This window comes from Bremerella sp. JC817 (assembly GCF_040718835.1).
GTDB lineage: Bacteria > Planctomycetota > Planctomycetia > Pirellulales > Pirellulaceae > Bremerella.
The window spans coordinates 605,329-621,523 of record NZ_JBFEFG010000281.1 but is presented as its reverse complement, the minus strand read 5'-3'; the positions used below and the strand labels follow the sequence as shown (position 1 = coordinate 621,523).

Annotated in this window: 13 protein-coding genes; 3 read left to right on the top strand and 10 right to left on the bottom strand. The window is 57.0% G+C overall.

Going from position 1 to position 16,195, the window contains the following annotated elements; translation table 11 throughout:
* Positions 1-8: 8 nt before the first annotated feature.
* The 3 genes from nth (at position 9) to AB1L30_RS25495 (ending at position 2,374) form a co-directional block, all read left to right on the top strand.
* A complete protein-coding gene (gene nth, locus AB1L30_RS25505; protein ID WP_367017238.1) occupies positions 9-659 on the top strand; it encodes an endonuclease III in 651 nt (216 codons plus the stop codon).
* A 177-nt stretch (positions 660-836) separates the two neighbouring features.
* Entirely contained in the window at positions 837-1,406 is a 570-nt protein-coding gene (dcd, locus tag AB1L30_RS25500) for a dCTP deaminase (protein ID WP_367017236.1), read from the top strand.
* 41 nt (positions 1,407-1,447) lie between these two features.
* Positions 1,448-2,374, top strand: a complete 927-nt coding sequence (locus AB1L30_RS25495) for a TIM barrel protein (protein ID WP_367017234.1) — start codon at positions 1,448-1,450, stop codon at positions 2,372-2,374.
* Positions 2,375-2,418: 44 nt separating this feature from the next.
* Here the strand turns inward: AB1L30_RS25495 and AB1L30_RS25490 are convergent, their stop codons facing one another.
* The 10 genes from AB1L30_RS25490 to AB1L30_RS25445 all read right to left on the bottom strand — a co-directional run bounded on the left by AB1L30_RS25490 (position 2,419) and on the right by AB1L30_RS25445 (position 16,193).
* Positions 2,419-3,258 (bottom strand): hypothetical protein, encoded by an 840-nt coding sequence (locus AB1L30_RS25490; RefSeq protein ID WP_367017232.1) that lies wholly within the window; start codon positions 3,256-3,258, stop codon positions 2,419-2,421.
* Between the two features lie 142 nt (positions 3,259-3,400).
* Positions 3,401-4,540, bottom strand: a complete 1,140-nt coding sequence (locus AB1L30_RS25485; protein ID WP_367017230.1) for a 5-(carboxyamino)imidazole ribonucleotide synthase — start codon at positions 4,538-4,540, stop codon at positions 3,401-3,403.
* The gene (gene purE / locus AB1L30_RS25480) at positions 4,537-5,031 is read right to left on the bottom strand and encodes a 5-(carboxyamino)imidazole ribonucleotide mutase (protein WP_367017229.1); all 495 of its coding nucleotides are present in this window, start codon (positions 5,029-5,031) and stop codon (positions 4,537-4,539) included. The genes AB1L30_RS25485 and purE overlap by 4 nt, the downstream gene beginning before the upstream one ends.
* A 269-nt stretch (positions 5,032-5,300) precedes the next feature.
* The gene (locus AB1L30_RS25475; protein WP_367017228.1) at positions 5,301-6,323 is read right to left on the bottom strand and encodes an NAD(P)-dependent alcohol dehydrogenase; all 1,023 of its coding nucleotides are present in this window, start codon (positions 6,321-6,323) and stop codon (positions 5,301-5,303) included.
* Between the two features lie 49 nt (positions 6,324-6,372).
* A complete protein-coding gene (locus AB1L30_RS25470) occupies positions 6,373-6,828 on the bottom strand; it encodes a hypothetical protein (protein ID WP_367017226.1) in 456 nt (151 codons plus the stop codon).
* 202 nt (positions 6,829-7,030) lie between these two features.
* On the bottom strand, positions 7,031-10,855 hold the full coding sequence (locus AB1L30_RS25465; RefSeq protein ID WP_367017224.1) for a hydantoinase B/oxoprolinase family protein: 3,825 nt from the start codon (positions 10,853-10,855) through the stop codon (positions 7,031-7,033).
* 192 nt (positions 10,856-11,047) lie between these two features.
* Complete coding sequence (locus tag AB1L30_RS25460; RefSeq protein ID WP_345093977.1) at positions 11,048-12,139, bottom strand: hypothetical protein; 1,092 nt, start codon at positions 12,137-12,139, stop codon at positions 11,048-11,050.
* Between the two features lie 24 nt (positions 12,140-12,163).
* Complete coding sequence (locus tag AB1L30_RS25455) at positions 12,164-13,534, bottom strand: FHA domain-containing protein (protein WP_367017222.1); 1,371 nt, start codon at positions 13,532-13,534, stop codon at positions 12,164-12,166.
* Positions 13,525-15,105, bottom strand: a complete 1,581-nt coding sequence (locus AB1L30_RS25450) for an FHA domain-containing serine/threonine-protein kinase (RefSeq protein WP_367017221.1) — start codon at positions 15,103-15,105, stop codon at positions 13,525-13,527. Before AB1L30_RS25450 ends, AB1L30_RS25455 begins: the two co-directional genes overlap by 10 nt.
* A gap of 473 nt (positions 15,106-15,578) precedes the next feature.
* Positions 15,579-16,193, bottom strand: a complete 615-nt coding sequence (locus AB1L30_RS25445) for a PepSY-associated TM helix domain-containing protein (RefSeq protein ID WP_367017219.1) — start codon at positions 16,191-16,193, stop codon at positions 15,579-15,581.
* Between the last annotated feature and the right edge of the window lie 2 nt (positions 16,194-16,195).

The following is a 16,195-nucleotide window of genomic DNA, read 5'->3' as shown; positions in this document are numbered from 1 at the left end:
CAAGCCGCATGTTTTCAGATCTCGCCGACCGCAAAGCTCAGGCCCGTCGTGTGGTCCGACAGTTGAAGAAAGATTATCCGATCGCGGAATGTGCGCTGAATTACGAGACCCCGTTTCAGCTCCTGATCGCGACGATACTTTCGGCCCAGTGTACCGACGTGCGCGTGAATATCGTGACGAAGGATCTCTTCGCCCAATACCCTGATGCCCATGCCATGGCTCGGGCACCGGTGAAAACGCTCGAGAAGCTGGTGCAAACGACCGGGTTCTTCCGCAACAAAGCGAAAAACATCCACGCCGCATCGCAGGCCCTGGACGAGAAGTTCGACGGCGAAGTGCCGCAAGATCTTGCCAAGCTGGTCGACTTGCCTGGTGTCGGCCGAAAGACGGCGAATGTTGTTTTGGGGACCGCGTTTGGGATTCCTTCCGGAATTGTGGTCGATACGCATGTCGGCCGGCTGACCAAGCGGATGGGGCTGACCGATAAGGGAGACGCCGTGAAGATCGAGAAAGATCTGCTGGAGATCGTCCCCAAAAAGGAATGGATCCAGTTTTCGCATCGATTGATTCATCATGGCCGCGCCATTTGTGCGGCCCGTAAGCCGAAGTGCCACGATTGTCATTTCGCGAAGTTCTGCCCGCAGGTGGGCGTTGCCTAGGCGAGATTCCCTCCCGCGTGGGGAGTCGCCGGGCAAAGATCGGCCGATGACCAAAATAGGGGGCAGCGACTCCGTTTTATTTTCGCGAAATCCCTTTATAATCAGCACTTCGGCATCTTTTAGATAATTCGCCGGCGTTTGGCCATGAAGACCGCGCCGTCAACCCAAAGGCTTTCCATGATTCTTTCCGGCAATGAAATTCGGAAACATCTCGGTACCAAGATCTTTATCGAGCCTTACGACGAAAGCCGTTTAAACCCCAACAGCTACAATCTGACGCTCAACGAAGAGTTGATGACTTACGAGGAGTTGATCCTCGACATGCGTCAGCCGCATCGGATTCGCCGGATCACGATTCCTGACGAAGGCTACGTCTTGAATCCCAACCAGTTGTATCTGGCTCGGACGAACGAACTGACCGAGACGCACGGGTTTGTGCCGATGATCGAAGGTCGCTCTTCGATTGGTCGCCTGGGTTTGTTCGTCCATGTGACGGCCGGCTTCGGCGACGTGGGGTTCAAAGGATTCTGGACGCTCGAAATGTTCGCCGTTCAGCCGATTCGAATCTATCGCAACGTACCGATCTGCCAGATCTTCTATCACGAGATCACCGGCGACATCACCGAGTACGTCAGCGACAAATACCAAAACAATCAGGGCATCCAGCCGAGCCTGCTGTTCAAAGAACTCAACCCCGATGCCAGGCAGCCGGAAGAATCGCAACTTGCCTTTCCTTTCGACCACTAGAAATCCCACCTTCCCGCCTCAACCAAGCCCCAGAGATTGATATGCCCACAGAACCTTCCAACCTCTCGCGTCGTGACTTGTTGAAGTCGGCAGTCGGTACTTCGGTTGTAGGCAGCCTGGCCATGGCCGGGACGGCCGCCGCAGAGAACCCAGCGACCGCGAAGCTTCCACCAGAAGACTTTAAGGCAAGCGGCAAACGGATCAAGCAGTCGGTCATGGCCTGGTGCTTCAATCCGATGCCGATGGAAGAACTGATTCCGGCATGTGCCAAGATGGGACTGGTTGGGATGGAAGGTCTTGATAAGAAGTGGTACCCGTTGATGAAGGAGCACGGCCTGAAGGTTTCGCTGGCCCAAGGGCACAGCTTTAAAGAAGGCCCTGTCGATTCCAGCTTGCACCCCATGCTGGAAGCTCGACTGAAGGAATCGATCGACACTGCCGCTGAGTGGGATTGTAAGAATGTGATTACCTTCACCGGGATGTCGGTTGAAGGTCAGTCGTTCGATCAGGGAACCAAGAACTGCGTCGACTTCTTCAAGAAGATCGTCCCTTACGCAGAAGAGAAGAACGTCACGCTGGTGCTGGAACATCTCAACAGCCGCGATGACTCGCACCCAATGAAGGGGCACCCTGGCTACTTCGGCGACGACGTCGACCACTGCATCGACATCATCAAACAGGTCGACTCGCCGAACTTCAAGCTGCTGTTCGACTTCTACCACGTGCAGATCATGAACGGCGACGTGACCCGTCGTTTCCAGCAGTTACTGCCATACATTGGCCACCTGCACACGGCTGGCAATCCTGGTCGTTGCGAAATCGACGAGAACCAGGAAATGAACTACGCCGCGATTATCCGCGCCGTGGCTGAATCGGACTACGACGGCTACGTTGTTCAAGAATACATCCCGACCTGGGACGACAAGATCGCTGCTCTGCGTCACGGTGTGGCGTTGTGCGACGTCTAGTTGCCGACTCGATCGAACGCGAAAGCTTCAGCAAGGCACCTTGATTAAGGTGCCTTGTTTTCTTTAAGAGCTTGCTGAAACGCCTGATAGAACGACGTTTGCTGTTCGTACTGATCTGGTGGAATCTGGTTTTTGAAGTAGTCCAGATAGTCGAGCATCTGTTGGGTGAAGTCGACGTAAGAGTAATCAGGCGAAGCCAAGGGATTGACCCAGCCTGGATCGCCTGGTTCGCGTTGGCTGACGAACTGGCCGTTCTCGTCCACTTCGATGTTCGCGAGCATGGTCGGTAACGACATTTGCAGTTCGTAGGTCATCTTCTCGCGCTGGCTCATACCGGCCGTGGTTTCGTTCCAGGCATTCACCACCGCTTCCGGCGTGCGGCTGTTAGGAAAGCGGATCGTATTGGCAGCGCCGACCTGGGTGAGACCGTTGAAGTCTAGGTCGATCTGCGTCGGCCGCGGGAGCAGCAAGTTGATGGCGGCTTCCTGGGAAAGCGAATCGGTGTCGATCGGTTTGGCCAGACGATTAATGTGCTGAACGACTTCCAGGTCTTCCTTCTCAAGGCTTTGCAGGAAACCTTGAGGATCGGCGTATCCACCTTCGTTGTAGGTTCGAACGAGCAGTTCGCCATACGAAGTCTTGAGCGTCTCGGCATCGACTCCATCGGGATAATTACCGACGTTTGAGAGTGCGAACCAGTCGTCCCACGTTTGCTGGATATCTTCCTCGACGGTGTTTTCAGACTCGTATGCTTCCGCCGATGCGTAGCCAGACTTCCCCGATTGCGTCAGGATCTCGCTGAAGAGGTTTTGCAGTTCTTCAGAAGCTGCATCCTGGCGTTGCTGGCGTGTTAACGTCGGGCTCGACTGCGTTTCGATCCGCATGATCTGAGACTCGCATGGATTGGCATCGAGAGAGAGGGGGTACTGAACTCTCTCTTCGACCAATGTCCGGCAGGGAATCCAATCGAATCCCGGCCACTGACGCCCGAGCTTTAAGCTGGGTGGCATGCGTAGGATAGTGAAGCTATCGCGAGGTTCCCAAGGCTGCCTTCGCTGCCCGGGCAGCTTCGATAGCTTGGTCCACCGTATCGGCGGTGACCGTAAGATGCCCCATCTTGCGACCCATGCGTGGCTCGTGCTTGCCATACAGGTGCAGCTTCACGTCGGGGTCTTCGCAGGCAGCAACCCAGTTGGGCGTGCCTTCCGCCCAGACATCGCCCAGCAGGTTCACCATCGCCACAGGTCGCATTTGAAGGGTCGAACCCAAAGGCAGGCCACAGATCGAGCGAACCTGTTGCTCGAACTGACAGGTCACGTGACCATCGATGGTAAGGTGCCCTGAGTTGTGCGGTCGCGGAGCCATCTCGTTGATTAACAACGTATCGCTAGGAGCGAGAAAGAACTCGACGCACAGCACCCCAACCACGTCCAGCTTGGTCAGCACTTCGGTCGTAATCTCGATCGCTTCGCGGCTGGCCTTTTCGGACAAGCGACCGGGAGAGACCGAAACATCGAGGATATGATTTGTGTGAACGTTTTCGATCGGTGCATAGCAAGCAACCTTGCCATCGAGCCCTCGGGCCGCAACCACCGAGAACTCTTTCTCAAACGGCACCATCTGTTCGAGGATTGCCTCTTGCTTCAGCTCTTCAGTCCACGCTTTGCGAAGTTCCTCCCGGTTGGCGACTTTGACCTGTCCCTTGCCGTCGTAACCCCACGCGGCGGTCTTCAACACGCCAGGCAGAAGCTCGTCGGCAACCGTATCGAGGTCGGCAGCTTCGCGGATCGCATGAAACTTCGTGACCGGAAAACCGTTCTCGTGAAGAAAGCCTTTTTCTCGCAAGCGATGCTGCGTGGTGTGCAGCACGCGTCCGGCTGGTCGAACGGGGACATACTTGCTGACCACATCGACCGTCGCGAGAGGGACGTTCTCGAATTCAAAGGTAACAACATCGACTTGCTTGGCGAACTCGGCGACCGCGTCCAGGTCATCGTAACTGGCCGTGACTTCGACATCGGCGACCTGGCCGGTGGGCGTGTCGGTTTCTGGCGAGAGGACATGCACGCGGTAGCCCATGCGACGGGCCGCGATGGCAAACATGCGACCGAGCTGGCCGCTACCGAGAACGCCGAGCGTTGCTCCAGGAAGAATCGGTTGGCTCACAGTTCCGAGTCCTTCATCACGTCGTTGGTTTGCTTGTCTTGGTAAGCCGTCAGCTTCTCGGCCAAGTCACAATCGGTAGTTGCCAGGATCCGAACGGCGAGCAACCCGGCGTTCTTGGCACCGGCGTCACCGATGGCCAGCGTTCCGACCGGAATGCCGCCGGGCATCTGCACGATCGAAAGAAGCGAGTCGAGCCCCTTCAAAGCACGGCTTTTGACCGGAACACCCAGGACCGGAAGAATCGTCTGAGCGGCGACCATGCCTGGCAAGTGTGCGGCGCCACCAGCCCCAGCAATGATAACGCGTAGGCCACGCCCCTCGGCGGTGGTTGCGTACTCGTTCATCCAGGCTGGCGTACGATGGGCCGAGACAACTCGCTTTTCGTAAGGGACCTCGAAGTTATCGAGGATATCGCAGGCATTCTTCATGGTTTCCCAATCCGATTTGCTGCCCATGATGACGCCCACCAGCGGCTGGGGTGCTTGAGACATTCCTGGCTCTCTCAATCGTCGTTAGGTGCACACTTCGTCCCGGAGCGAACCGGGGTATTTCAAACGTAAAATGGTAACCCGAATCGCGAGTTTTCGCACCGGGACGACCACCGCAGACCACCTAAAAATACGACTTACCCGCTAAAACAGCGAAATCACCCTTGTTTGTCTAGGAGCTATCCTTGCTCATCCCATAAAAAAAGGCAGCCGGACGATAAGCGACCGGCTGCCTCTTGATTTTCTAACGGCGAAGTTTGGCCTGCGAGACCTTAGTCCTGATTGGTTTCCTGGAATGGCAAGTCGGGAACCACATTCAGAATCACCTTTCCCACGACATGACCACCTTCGCTCTTCCGATGGGCGGCGGCAACATCGTTGAGCGGATAGACCGAGTCGATGATGGTCCGCAGCTTCCCTTCGTTTGCCAATGCGGCCAATGCTTTCAGCGTTGGTCCATCGGGCCGAGCCAGTACAATATGGCACGATTGCTTCTGCAGCTTCGAGAAGACCGAGAATCCAACATTCTCGACCGATGGAAGCGTCGCAACGTAATGGCCTGTTGGTTTCAGCAGTCGGCGGCAATCGCGGAACGTCGACTTGCTGACGGCGTCGAAAACGATATCGAATGAGTGGTCGATCCGTGTGAATGGGGTCGAGTGATAATCGATCAGTTCATCCGCCCCTAGGCTACGAACCAGATCGTGATTATCGGCACTGCAGACAGCCGTGACCCGAGCACCCAGAGCTTTGGCAATCTGAACTGCGAACGTCCCGACACCACCCGAGGCGCCATTGATTAGCACGTCGTCTCCATCACGAAGCTGACCAAGTTTTACCAGCGATTTCCAGGCTGTCGTCGCGGCCAGTGGAATCCCGGCCGATTCTTCGTACGAAAAACCATCCGGCTTTCGCACAATGTAAGCGGCATCGACATCCAGGAACTCGGCGTAGCCTCCTCCCAGAGTCTTACTCGAGAAGGCCATCACCTCGTCGCCTACCGACCACCCTTGTTGCCGCGCGCTGTAACCCACTTCGACAATCTCGCCCGCGACGTCGAAGCCGAGGATGCCGGGAAGTTGATCGGGCATCACCCACTTCAGCATCCCCTGGCGTAACTTCCAGTCGATGGGGTTCACACTTGCCGCATGGATACGAATGAGAACCTGGTCGGCAGTAATTTTCGGTCGGGCGACCGTCTCGACACTGAGATAATCTTCGCTGCCATACTTTTCCAGTACGACGGCTTGCATAGTTTTGGCTTGGGCTTCGGGTTGGACTTCGGCGGTGGCCATATTCAAACTCCTCGATTTGGGGTTCGTGAGATTCGACGCATGCCGATTCCTAGGTAATCGTCGAGTTATAGCTAGGTGGATCGCTGGCCGGGAATGTTTCTTCGAGAGCTTCCTGGACGGTATCCTTCTCTTCGCGCGAAGCGGGAGTCGAGATCGCGATCTCGGGGGACGTTTTATTTGCTTTGGATAGCGTGGTGATCAATACCGCACTTTCGTCCTCGGCTTCCAAACGAAATGGAGAGCCGGCAGCGACGTAAAGCAGTTGGTTAGGCCCCAGCAAATAGTGCTGACGCCGCACAAGCACATCGACATTACCCGCAACGCAGAAAATTGTTGCTTCGCCGACGGTGGCTTGTGTGCCAACTTGTTCGCGAGTCTTCAGACGGAGGTAGCGGGCATCGACGCTTGAAACGTTGTCTGTATCTTCGGGGGCTCGCGTGACCTGGGTCGTCTCATCGATCCCAGGCAAATCTTGTACGATCAGTTTGGTAGATGCGGTGGGCATCGTAACCTCCTTACAACTGAGGGCGTTACTTAATCAATGTGCATATCGCATACCAAAGACGTTTCAGGCGGTTTTGGCGATCGAACCTCGGGAATTGCCGTCAGATAGGTGCGTCCTAAGCTGGCTCACCCTCCGCCAGTATGGGTGAAAACTGACCATCTGGGCGCGTTTTTAACTTTGACAGATTCCGCGGGCCCCGCCGTTACCCAGCGTCCGGCTTCCCCCAGCCACCGCCGCCAGGTGTCTTCAGGATCAAGACATCTCCGGCCGTTACCTGGACGCTGGTAATGTTGCCAAGCGGCATCTCTTGTTCATTGTGGCGTCTCAGCAGATTCTCGCCACATGCTCCTGGCTGGCCACCGGCTAACCCATACGGTGCATAAGGGCCCCGTCGCTGCGTGAGAAGCGACACGTCGAGCGGCTTAAGAAATTCGATCTCGCGAACGATGCCATCGCCGCCGCAATGCTTGCCTGCGCCGCCAGAGCCACGCCGAATGGCAAACCGTTGGATTCGAGCCGGAAACCGTAGTTCAAACACTTCGACATCGGTCAGCCGAGTGTTGGTCATGTGCGTATGCACGGCCGAAGCTCCATCTGCCGAGGCCGTCGCGCCGGATCCACCGCAGATCGTTTCGTAATAACCAAACGTCGTGTCGCCAAACGTCAGATTGTTCATCGTCCCCTGGCTGGCGGCTGCCATCTCGAGCGCCCCCAGCAGAACATCCACGACGCGCTGCGAAGTCTCGACGTTGCCCCCAGCGACGGCCGCCGACTGCTGTGGCGTCTCGCGTTTGGGAGGATTCAAAAAGCACTCTGGCAAGACGATCGTCACGGGCGACAGCACACCCTGATTCAAAGGGATGTCTTCGTTCAACAGGCAGCGAAGGCAATACATCACCGCTGCGGTTACGATCGCGCGATTCGCATTCAAGTTGCCTGGCAAGACTGGACCGGTGCCGGTGAAGTCGATGGTGGCCTGATCGTCGATCAAGTTGATCGCCACGCAAAGGGGGGAACCATCATCGAGGTGATCTTGAAAGCGGTAGACTCCGTTGGGAAGCCGCGACAGGGCGGCTCGCGTTTTGCGAGCCGCAGCATCTTGAATGAATCGAGCATAGGCCTGTACCAAGGAAAGGCCGTACTGGCCGATCATATGATGCAGATCATCGATCCCATGTTGGTTGGCTGCGATCTGGGCGGCGATGTCGGAGAGGTTGTCGGCCGGTTTCCGCGAAGGATATTCGGCGGAGGTCAGAATCGATTCCAGCGCTTCCCAGCGCGGAGTGCCGGCCTCGAAGAGACGCAGGTTATCGATCAGCACCCCTTCTTCTGCCAGGTTGGTCGAACCAGACGGCATCGATCCCGCCGCGATACCGCCGATCTCGGCATGATGAGCCCGGCTCGCGACGAAGAACTGCGGCGTTGGCGACGCAACATCCGCAAAGAAAGGAGAAATAACAGTCACGTCGGGCAGGTGCGATCCGCCATGGTACGGATCGTTGGTGACAAAGACGTCGCCCGATTGCATGTGCGGATGACGCTCGATGGTTGCCTTCACCGTTTCCCCCATCGCTCCGAGGTGAACCGGAATGTGCGGGGCGTTGGCAATCAGGTCGCCCGCGGCAGTGAACAAGGCACAACTGAAGTCGAGCCGTTCTTTTACGTTGACGCTGACCGAAGTGTTCTGAAGCGCAACGCCCATCTGCTCGGCGATCGCCGCGAACCGATTGTTCAGAATCTCGAGCAAGACAGGATCCGCCTCGGTGAGTTCCTCAGAAGTCGCGTTGCTGACGGAAGCAAGCTTTGTCTTCGCGACACGGCGGGCAACGATCTCGCCACCAGTTAGCATTTCCGCTTCCCAGCCAGGATCGATCACCGTGGTCGCCAGCGACTCCGCGATGAGGGCCGGACCGGTGAGCAGGGCTCCTGGTTTTAGTTCGTCGCGATCGAAGACCTGGGTGTCGCACGCCTTCCCATTGAAAGTCACAGTCACCGTCTCTTTCGGTCGAGGTGAATAAGCGGTGCCGTGTGCGCTGGGAGAGAAAGTCGCTTGTCCGGTCGCAAAAGCTTCCACTCGCACGGCGACCAGTTCGACTGTTTGCCCAGGCCGATCGTACCCGTACCGGCGACGATGCTCGGCATGGTATCGCTCTTCCAGGTTCGCAACTGGAAACGCATCGATGTTCAGCGAAGACTCGAGCCCGCGATAACGGAGTTCGATCTGCTCGCGATACGACACCGCCGCGGCAGGAACGCCTTCCTGAGTGACTTCGTCACAGGTTTGTTGTCGTAGCTGTCCGAGTGCTGATTCGATTTCAGGGTTTGCTTCGGCCAACGCGGCATAAAAGGGCTTGGCCGCGAAACGGGTTGTCTCCGCCGCACCAATCCCAACCGCGCTGAGAATCCCGGCGCTTGGATGAAACAGCAGTTGCTCCGCCCCCAGCAGCTCGGCGACGGCACACGCATGCTGACCTGCCGCGCCGCCGAAAGGGACCAGCAGATAGTCTTTCGGATCGTAGCCTTTAGCGACCGAGATCGTACGGATCGCTTCAGCAATGTTGGCATTGGCAATCTTCAGGAAACCGTCGGCCAACTCGGTTGGCGTTTGTGTCGACTGGGTTGCCTGCTGCAGTTGCTGCGATACTTCATTCAGACGACGCTCGACCGCTTCGGCATCGAGCGGGAAGGGGAGCCGGGCCGCTTGCAGTTTGCCCAAAGCAAAGTTGATATCGGTAACCGTCAACGGGCCGCCCCGGCCATAGCAAGCCGGGCCAGGTTCGGCTCCGGCACTCGCTGGCCCGACCACCAGCTTCACGCCATCGAAGCCGCAAATTGACCCCCCACCGGCCGCGACCGTTTCGATCGCCATCATCGGAGCAACAATCCGTACGCCTGCCTTTTCTGTTTCAAATTGGCGTTCATACGTGCCATCGAACCGGGAAACATCGGTGCTGGTGCCTCCCATATCGAATCCGATTGCCTGCTGAAAACCGGCGGCCTTGGCCGCCGCCGCGAAACCGACCACGCCGCCGGCTGGGCCTGACAAGATGCTGTCTTTGCCCGAGAACGAATCGGCCGCGACCAGTCCCCCAGCCGAGGTCAGCAAACGGAGGTGGCTACCTTCGCCCAGCTTGGCCTGGATGCGACCGACATAGTCTTGCAGGATCGGGTTGAGGTAAGCATCAACCACGGTAGTGTCGCCACGCGAAACGATCTTGATCAACGGAGCGACCACGTGCGACATGCTCACGTTTTCAAAGCCAATCTCCGCGGCGATCTCGCTGACGCGTTGTTCATGACAAGGATCGCGATAGGCGTGTAGCAGGGCAATCGCCAGCGAGCGGATGCCATCGTCGTAAATTCGCTGGAGCTCTTGTTGCAGATGCGTTTCATCGAGCGAACGGAGAACATTGCCTTCCGCATCGAGACGCTCGCGAACTTCGATAGCCGTGGTGACAAGCGACGTTGGTTTCCGAATCGCCAGCTGGAAAAGGTGAGGGCGACTTTGGCTGCCGATGTCGAGGATATCCGCGAAGCCATCGGTAATGGCCAGGCCGACTTTCGCTCCTGTTCGTGTTAGAAGGGCATTGGTTCCCCGGGTAGTGCCAAGCCGGACGTCGACTGGTGGAATGACATCGTTGCGAGAAAGCCCGAGGGCATAGCGGATCGCAACGATCGGTGCTTCTTCGTGCCCATCCAGTTGATAGACCATCCCAGGGGCTGGCACTGATTTAAGTGGAGCGGCCAGCGTGAGCGTTCCACGGAGGTTATCGAACCGGGTGACGATTTGTTCGTCGACGATCTGTCCGGCTTGATCGAGCAAACGGAACTGATAGCCCTGCCATACCTCGGGCGGATCGTTCTGGCGAATGGCATCGACGATGTCGAATCGCGTTGAACCGGGACCGACGGTTCCTTGCATCTTGCCAGAGCTGAGCACTTTGTGCCGCATCGGAGAATTGCCAGGCAAGTGCATCAAACAATCGGTAAACGTTCCACCTACATCGATCCAGAACTCAGGTCGCATCAACCAGTCAATCGTCAATAGAAGTCATAAGAGGGTCAGGGCACAGCCGCTTCCATGATAGGCGAATGGCACCTGTTCGCGGAAGGACGTGCGAAGTAGGAGGTCACGCTGAGATCGCCACGAAAAAAGCCCAGGCGAACATTTGAAGATGTGCCTGGGCTTGGTGGTACGGCGTCCAACGAAACGGACGGCTTACGATGAAGGATCGGCGGCGGAAGTCGCCACGTAGAGGCTCTTAGCCATCTCGAACAACTTCTGGTAGGTGTTCTCGTTGCCAGGTTCTGGCGGAGCGAACTCGACCCCATTACGAACCATGTAGGAGAGAAGGGCGGTCAAGTTCTGGCCATCGATCGACGGATTATAGCCGTTCATCACTAAGGCACCTTCCGCTTTGCCAACGCGTTTCAAGCGACGGACGGCCTGGGACAGACTTTGCAGGTGCTGTTCCGATTCGCGATAGGTGTAGTACTCGGACACCCCTTTGCGAGCCATTTCCTGGCCATCGACTTCCTGCAGAAACTTGTTGGCCAACTGCAGGATCGAGCTTTCGAGCTTATCGATCAGCACCGGGTCGATGTCGGTCTGCTTCGAGGCTGCCTGGCGGATCTCTTCCAGGTTCTGTTCGATCTTGGCGCGGTCTTCTTTGAAGGCTTCGCCCTGCAGCAGTTGCGGCCACCACTGGAAGGTTCCTAGCTTGCCCGAGTCTGCCCGGAAGGTACCTGATTCGCCTCGAACGTTGGCCAATCGCAAGTTGATCTTTGCCAGGTCGTCTGGCGTCAAACGGAAACGAGCCATCAGGTCGGCAACTTGGACGTCGTCGTTCAAGTAATCGAATGAGAGGACACTCGAACGAAGGGCCTCTTTCAGCGTGTTCAGTGCGGCACCGTTGACCTGGCCTTCACCGGTCAGATCGGGATGGTCGACCAGGCGACGCAGGGCCTTGGCCTTCCGCGAGTCCGCTTCGTCGAGGTGGTTCTTCAAGACCTTGGCATCTCGCAGGGCTCGACGCTCGAAATAGATCTCGACCGCCTTTAAGGCGTTGTCGAGTTCTTTGTCGTAGGCCTCGGCGGCGATGGTGCGTGCCGTTTGGTAGTCAACGGCCGCTTCCCCTTGGGCCCGGATCATTTCGGCCTGGCCGAACAGTAAGCCAACTTCCATGTGCGGAGACCGCGAGTAGAAGTAAGGTCGTACGTTATCTTCGACGACGACCTGAGCTTCGACGGCAGCCATCGGAGCAGCGCACAGCCCGATGGTCAAACAAAACTGCGTGAGACGATGAGACATGGTTCGATTCCTCACTGGGCGTTTCTAGTTCGTCGAGAACTGGCGGATAAATGGTTGTAGATCGGCAATCACACTCGCATCGAAGGTCTCGCCGGTTGGGGGCGAGCCGAGCGTCATTTCGGGAGTCAGACGCGAGTAGATACCGACAAGCTCTCCCTGCGAATTCAACAGTGCGGATCCATTCCAATTGGTTTCCAGGTGATTCTGCGGCGTGACCGAATCGAAACGGGCCACCAGCAGACGGGCATTCTCTTGATTGCCTGCTTCGCCGGTAGCCTTCTGCACGCGGGCTGTCACTTCACTTAAAGGAAGAGAGCTACCGGGTGGATAATACGGTGCCATCCGATCGAAGCCGTGGCCAACTACGGTCAACTTGCTTAAAGGAGGTAGCGTCGGATCTTTGGCCAGCGGTAGCCAATAGGGAAGTTTCTGTTGGACCTGAATGATCGCGACGTCGTAGTGGTGCGGCTTCTCGGCATAGATCATGTAGTGCCGGTAGGTGTCTTCGACCGTCTTTCGCAGGTCGGCACTGATGTCGTTCATGTCGACCTTCGAGAACAATGTGTGGAACTTGGCTTCCGCTTCGTCCCCTTCCTGCATCGCGGTCAGATAGGTCGGATGAGGCACGAACTGGGTAACCGTCAGCGGGCGATCTCCCAATACGGTAACACGAGGAAATCGTTCTTTGGCCAGATCCGAGATTGTTTTAACTGTCGCGGAAGTCAGAATCGTGGTCGGACCAATCGCGACCCCCGTTCCGATGCGGTAACGCTGCGTGTTCGAGGCGTCGGTGACCGCCAGCACGTAGATTGCTTCCTGAGGCGAATGGGTGACCGGCGGCGGTTCGACCGGTTTCTGAGCGACCGTGTTGGTTGGTTTGGTAGAAGAAGTCGCCGGTATGCTTGGCTTCGAGTCTTCGGGCTCCTCCGCGATGGGATCGTTGCTGCTCGCATGGGCATCTTTGTCCGACGAGCTTGAACTGAAGGCAAGCACGACAAACAACACCAGCAGCAGGACAACGGTTGCACCAATTCCGCTGGCGATCAAGATCGTCGCGGGGAAAGGGGCCTCGTCTTCGCTGGATACCGGGGAGGCCGGTTGAGTTGGTTTCTTGGGTGGTTCTTTCGGACCGGAAAGCTGCGATGGCATCGGCATTGTCACGCTCTTGCCGAGGGTGACCAAGGCATCGGGGTGAATCTGCTTCTTTTTGAAGATCCGTTCGCCATTGACGAAGGTGCCGTTGGTCGACTGCAGGTCCTCGATGAAGACTCGGCCATCGTCGAACTCCAATCGACAATGTTCGCCAGACACCGTCGGCTGATCGATGACGATGTCGCACGTATCGCGTGCACCAATAATCCAGACCTTCTTCGAGCCCATCCGGTCTATAACCATCCTTCCTTTTTCATGACGACGCGCAAGGCATTTTGCATCTCGCGAGCATTGGGGTAACGCTCGCAACATTCGGTACGCAGGGCCGTATCGAGGACTTCGCCGAGACCTGCGTGGAAGCCTGGATATTTCTTCCGCATCGGACGGACGTCGCTGCCTAGAATCAACGCGAGCGAATCGCCTCCTTTTTCGTCACCGCGTGGATAACGCCCCGTGATGATCCGATAGAAACTGGCGGCTAGGCTGAAGACATCGCTGGCGGGGTTCGCGAACTTGTAATCGGTCAGGCGTTCGCGTGGCATGTACGGGAAGCTTCCGGTATAGGTTCCGGTGGTGGTCATGCCCGAGAAGCCTGATTTCTCGAAGTCTTTCGTCAAACTGAAGTCCGAGATCTTCGGAATCCAGCGTCCGTTTCGTTTCGCGGCTAACAGGTTGGCTGGTTTCAGGTCGCGATGGACGAGGCCCTTTTCATGGGCAAAGGCGAGTCCATCGAGAATCAGGTAAAGCGATACCGCCAAATGCTTCGGCTGAATCGTCGATTTCTTCTGGCGAAACAGTTTGGCCAATGGACCGCCGTCACAGTACTCGGTAACGAAGTAGAACTCGTTGCCGATCGAACCCGCTCCGTACGATTGGACGATATTCCGGTGCCGCAAACGGCCGCTGACTTCTTTCTCTCGCAGGAACTCGTCGCGGGCATCGGGCGTCACGGCGATTCGCGACCGCATGAACTTGACCGCGACAGGGCTGTTGTCGATCGTTCGACGGGCAAAGTAGACTTCGCCGAGACCACCAGCACCGAGAAACTGGCGGAACTCGAAACCATCGAGCACGGGAAATTCACCTGGCTGCCTTTCCGGGGGAATGTATTGCGAAGGCCCCACATGGCCTACGTGGCTACCAAACGCCCCAGTCCCGCCGATGCTTCCTTCGACCATGGTGGCCCGTCCAGCGACCTGGGCGATGTCGTTTTGGACGTTGTTCGGCATTTCCACGATCGTTTGTCGGCCGATCGCCTGCGAGCGATCCGGAAGAGGCATCTCGACCATCGTTTGCCGACCGGCATGGCCTGGCATCGAGGGAGGAAGCTCGTGCATCGTTTGGCGTCCGACGGCTGACGAGGGAGGGAACTCCGTGATCGTTCGGCGGATATCGCCGCCGTGATGGCCGCGATCATCGTCGAGAGGGAACTGGCCGAACGCCATGGTGTCGGTCACCCGCTTACGTTCTGCGACGAACACTTGAAAGACCGTCTTGCCCGCGGTGATGACATCGCCACTGTGGAGGTCGATCGTTGAACCTCCTGCTTTGACTTCTTCCTCGCTGTTGGCAAAGGTTGCTCTGCCACCATGTTTCTTGCCGTTGACGAAGGTACCATTTCGGCTACCAAGATCGCGCAGCCGCGAGAGGGGCGGATTCACTTCCAACAGAAAATGATGCCGTGAGACGAACGGGTCTTGCTGGATCGAGGCATGGCAATGCTGCTCGTCGCGCCCGAACAAGAAAATGTCGTGCCCTTCGAATTCGAAGACGCGGCCCTCCATTGGGCCTTTCTTAATTTCAATTCGAATCAATGTCTCGCCTCCGCTGGGAAGTACACGGTAGGTGGCACCGAACCTCTAAGGCCCAGGCAGCGGCTCATCGGCATGGGGCACGGCAGAATTGCATTCGGAGCAGGCTCTTGCCCAGTCGCTTCCCCCGAAATTCCGCTGATTCGACGAATCCGTAAAGGGTTATCGATCGTTGCGAAGAAATGTTGCCAAAAATCCACCATCGGGCGTCAATATATTTTCACGGATCAGTGCTGCCCCGTAGCGTACCGCCGGCACGGAATCGATCATCCCGAAGTGCGAAACCTGGGTTCTCCCAAGACCTTACTTAATTTGCCACCATCGATTCTAAGTTGGACCGATCCATGGTTGCAAACTGATTTTTCGGCAAAAACAAGTCGGCGGAAACCTGCCCCCAAATAGACTGTAAGGGGGGAGCATCGCGGCATCGCATCAAGAACGTCGAGCAAGGCTTGGAATGGTTAGCCAGCGAAACGTTACGGCACGCCCCAGAGCCAGGCCAACACGAGCAGCACGGTTCCCAAGACGGTCACGACCAGCCCAGGCATTCGCTGCCGTTTGAGGAACAGCAGCAGCACCAATCCGGTGACAGAAACCAGCACCAGCAAAATTGCCGAGATGTCGATTACCCACGACCACTTCGCGCCGGAGTCACGTCCTTTGTGGAGATCGTTCAGCACGGCGATCACGCCGCTGGTCGTTTCGCTGACGGTGTACTTGCCAGACTCGCGATCGATAAAGACATCGGCCACGTAGCCTGGGCTCTTGTAGGTCACCATGCAGTCGAAGTCCGAGACCTCGAATTCGGCGACTTTCCCTTTTAGCTTATGGCGTTCGCGAAGCTCTTCGGCGATGGCCAGCTTATCGAGTTCGCCGGTCATCTCTTCAGTGGGGAACGCACCTTCCTCGTCACGAATGACCGTTTGATCGGCCCCGAGCCAGGTTGGATGGTTCAACGTGAGCCCTGTCACGGCAAAGAAGAGCAACGTGGCAAAGCTGATCATCGACAAGTACGTATGCAGCCACCGCGTCCACTTGGCACTCGTCGCGTACCAATTACGCCCGCGAGGCTTCTTTTCGTCAGACCTCATGC

What these genes read in the sequence shown, in the direction of transcription:
- nth (WP_367017238.1), top strand. Translation starts at nt 9, where the DNA reads ATGTTTTCAGATCTCGCCGACCGCAAAGCTCAGGCCCGTCGTGTGGTC.
- purE (WP_367017229.1), bottom strand. Translation starts at nt 5,031, where the DNA reads ATGTCTCAAGCACCCCAGCCGCTGGTGGGCGTCATCATGGGCAGCAAA.
- AB1L30_RS25465 (WP_367017224.1), bottom strand. Translation starts at nt 10,855, where the DNA reads ATGCGACCTGAGTTCTGGATCGATGTAGGTGGAACGTTTACCGATTGT.
- dcd (WP_367017236.1), top strand. Translation starts at nt 837, where the DNA reads ATGATTCTTTCCGGCAATGAAATTCGGAAACATCTCGGTACCAAGATC.
- AB1L30_RS25455 (WP_367017222.1), bottom strand. Translation starts at nt 13,534, where the DNA reads ATGGTTATAGACCGGATGGGCTCGAAGAAGGTCTGGATTATTGGTGCA.
- AB1L30_RS25470 (WP_367017226.1), bottom strand. Translation starts at nt 6,828, where the DNA reads ATGCCCACCGCATCTACCAAACTGATCGTACAAGATTTGCCTGGGATC.
- AB1L30_RS25495 (WP_367017234.1), top strand. Translation starts at nt 1,448, where the DNA reads ATGCCCACAGAACCTTCCAACCTCTCGCGTCGTGACTTGTTGAAGTCG.
- AB1L30_RS25490 (WP_367017232.1), bottom strand. Translation starts at nt 3,258, where the DNA reads ATGCGGATCGAAACGCAGTCGAGCCCGACGTTAACACGCCAGCAACGC.
- AB1L30_RS25445 (WP_367017219.1), bottom strand. Translation starts at nt 16,193, where the DNA reads ATGAGGTCTGACGAAAAGAAGCCTCGCGGGCGTAATTGGTACGCGACG.
- AB1L30_RS25460 (WP_345093977.1), bottom strand. Translation starts at nt 12,139, where the DNA reads ATGTCTCATCGTCTCACGCAGTTTTGTTTGACCATCGGGCTGTGCGCT.
- AB1L30_RS25475 (WP_367017228.1), bottom strand. Translation starts at nt 6,323, where the DNA reads ATGGCCACCGCCGAAGTCCAACCCGAAGCCCAAGCCAAAACTATGCAA.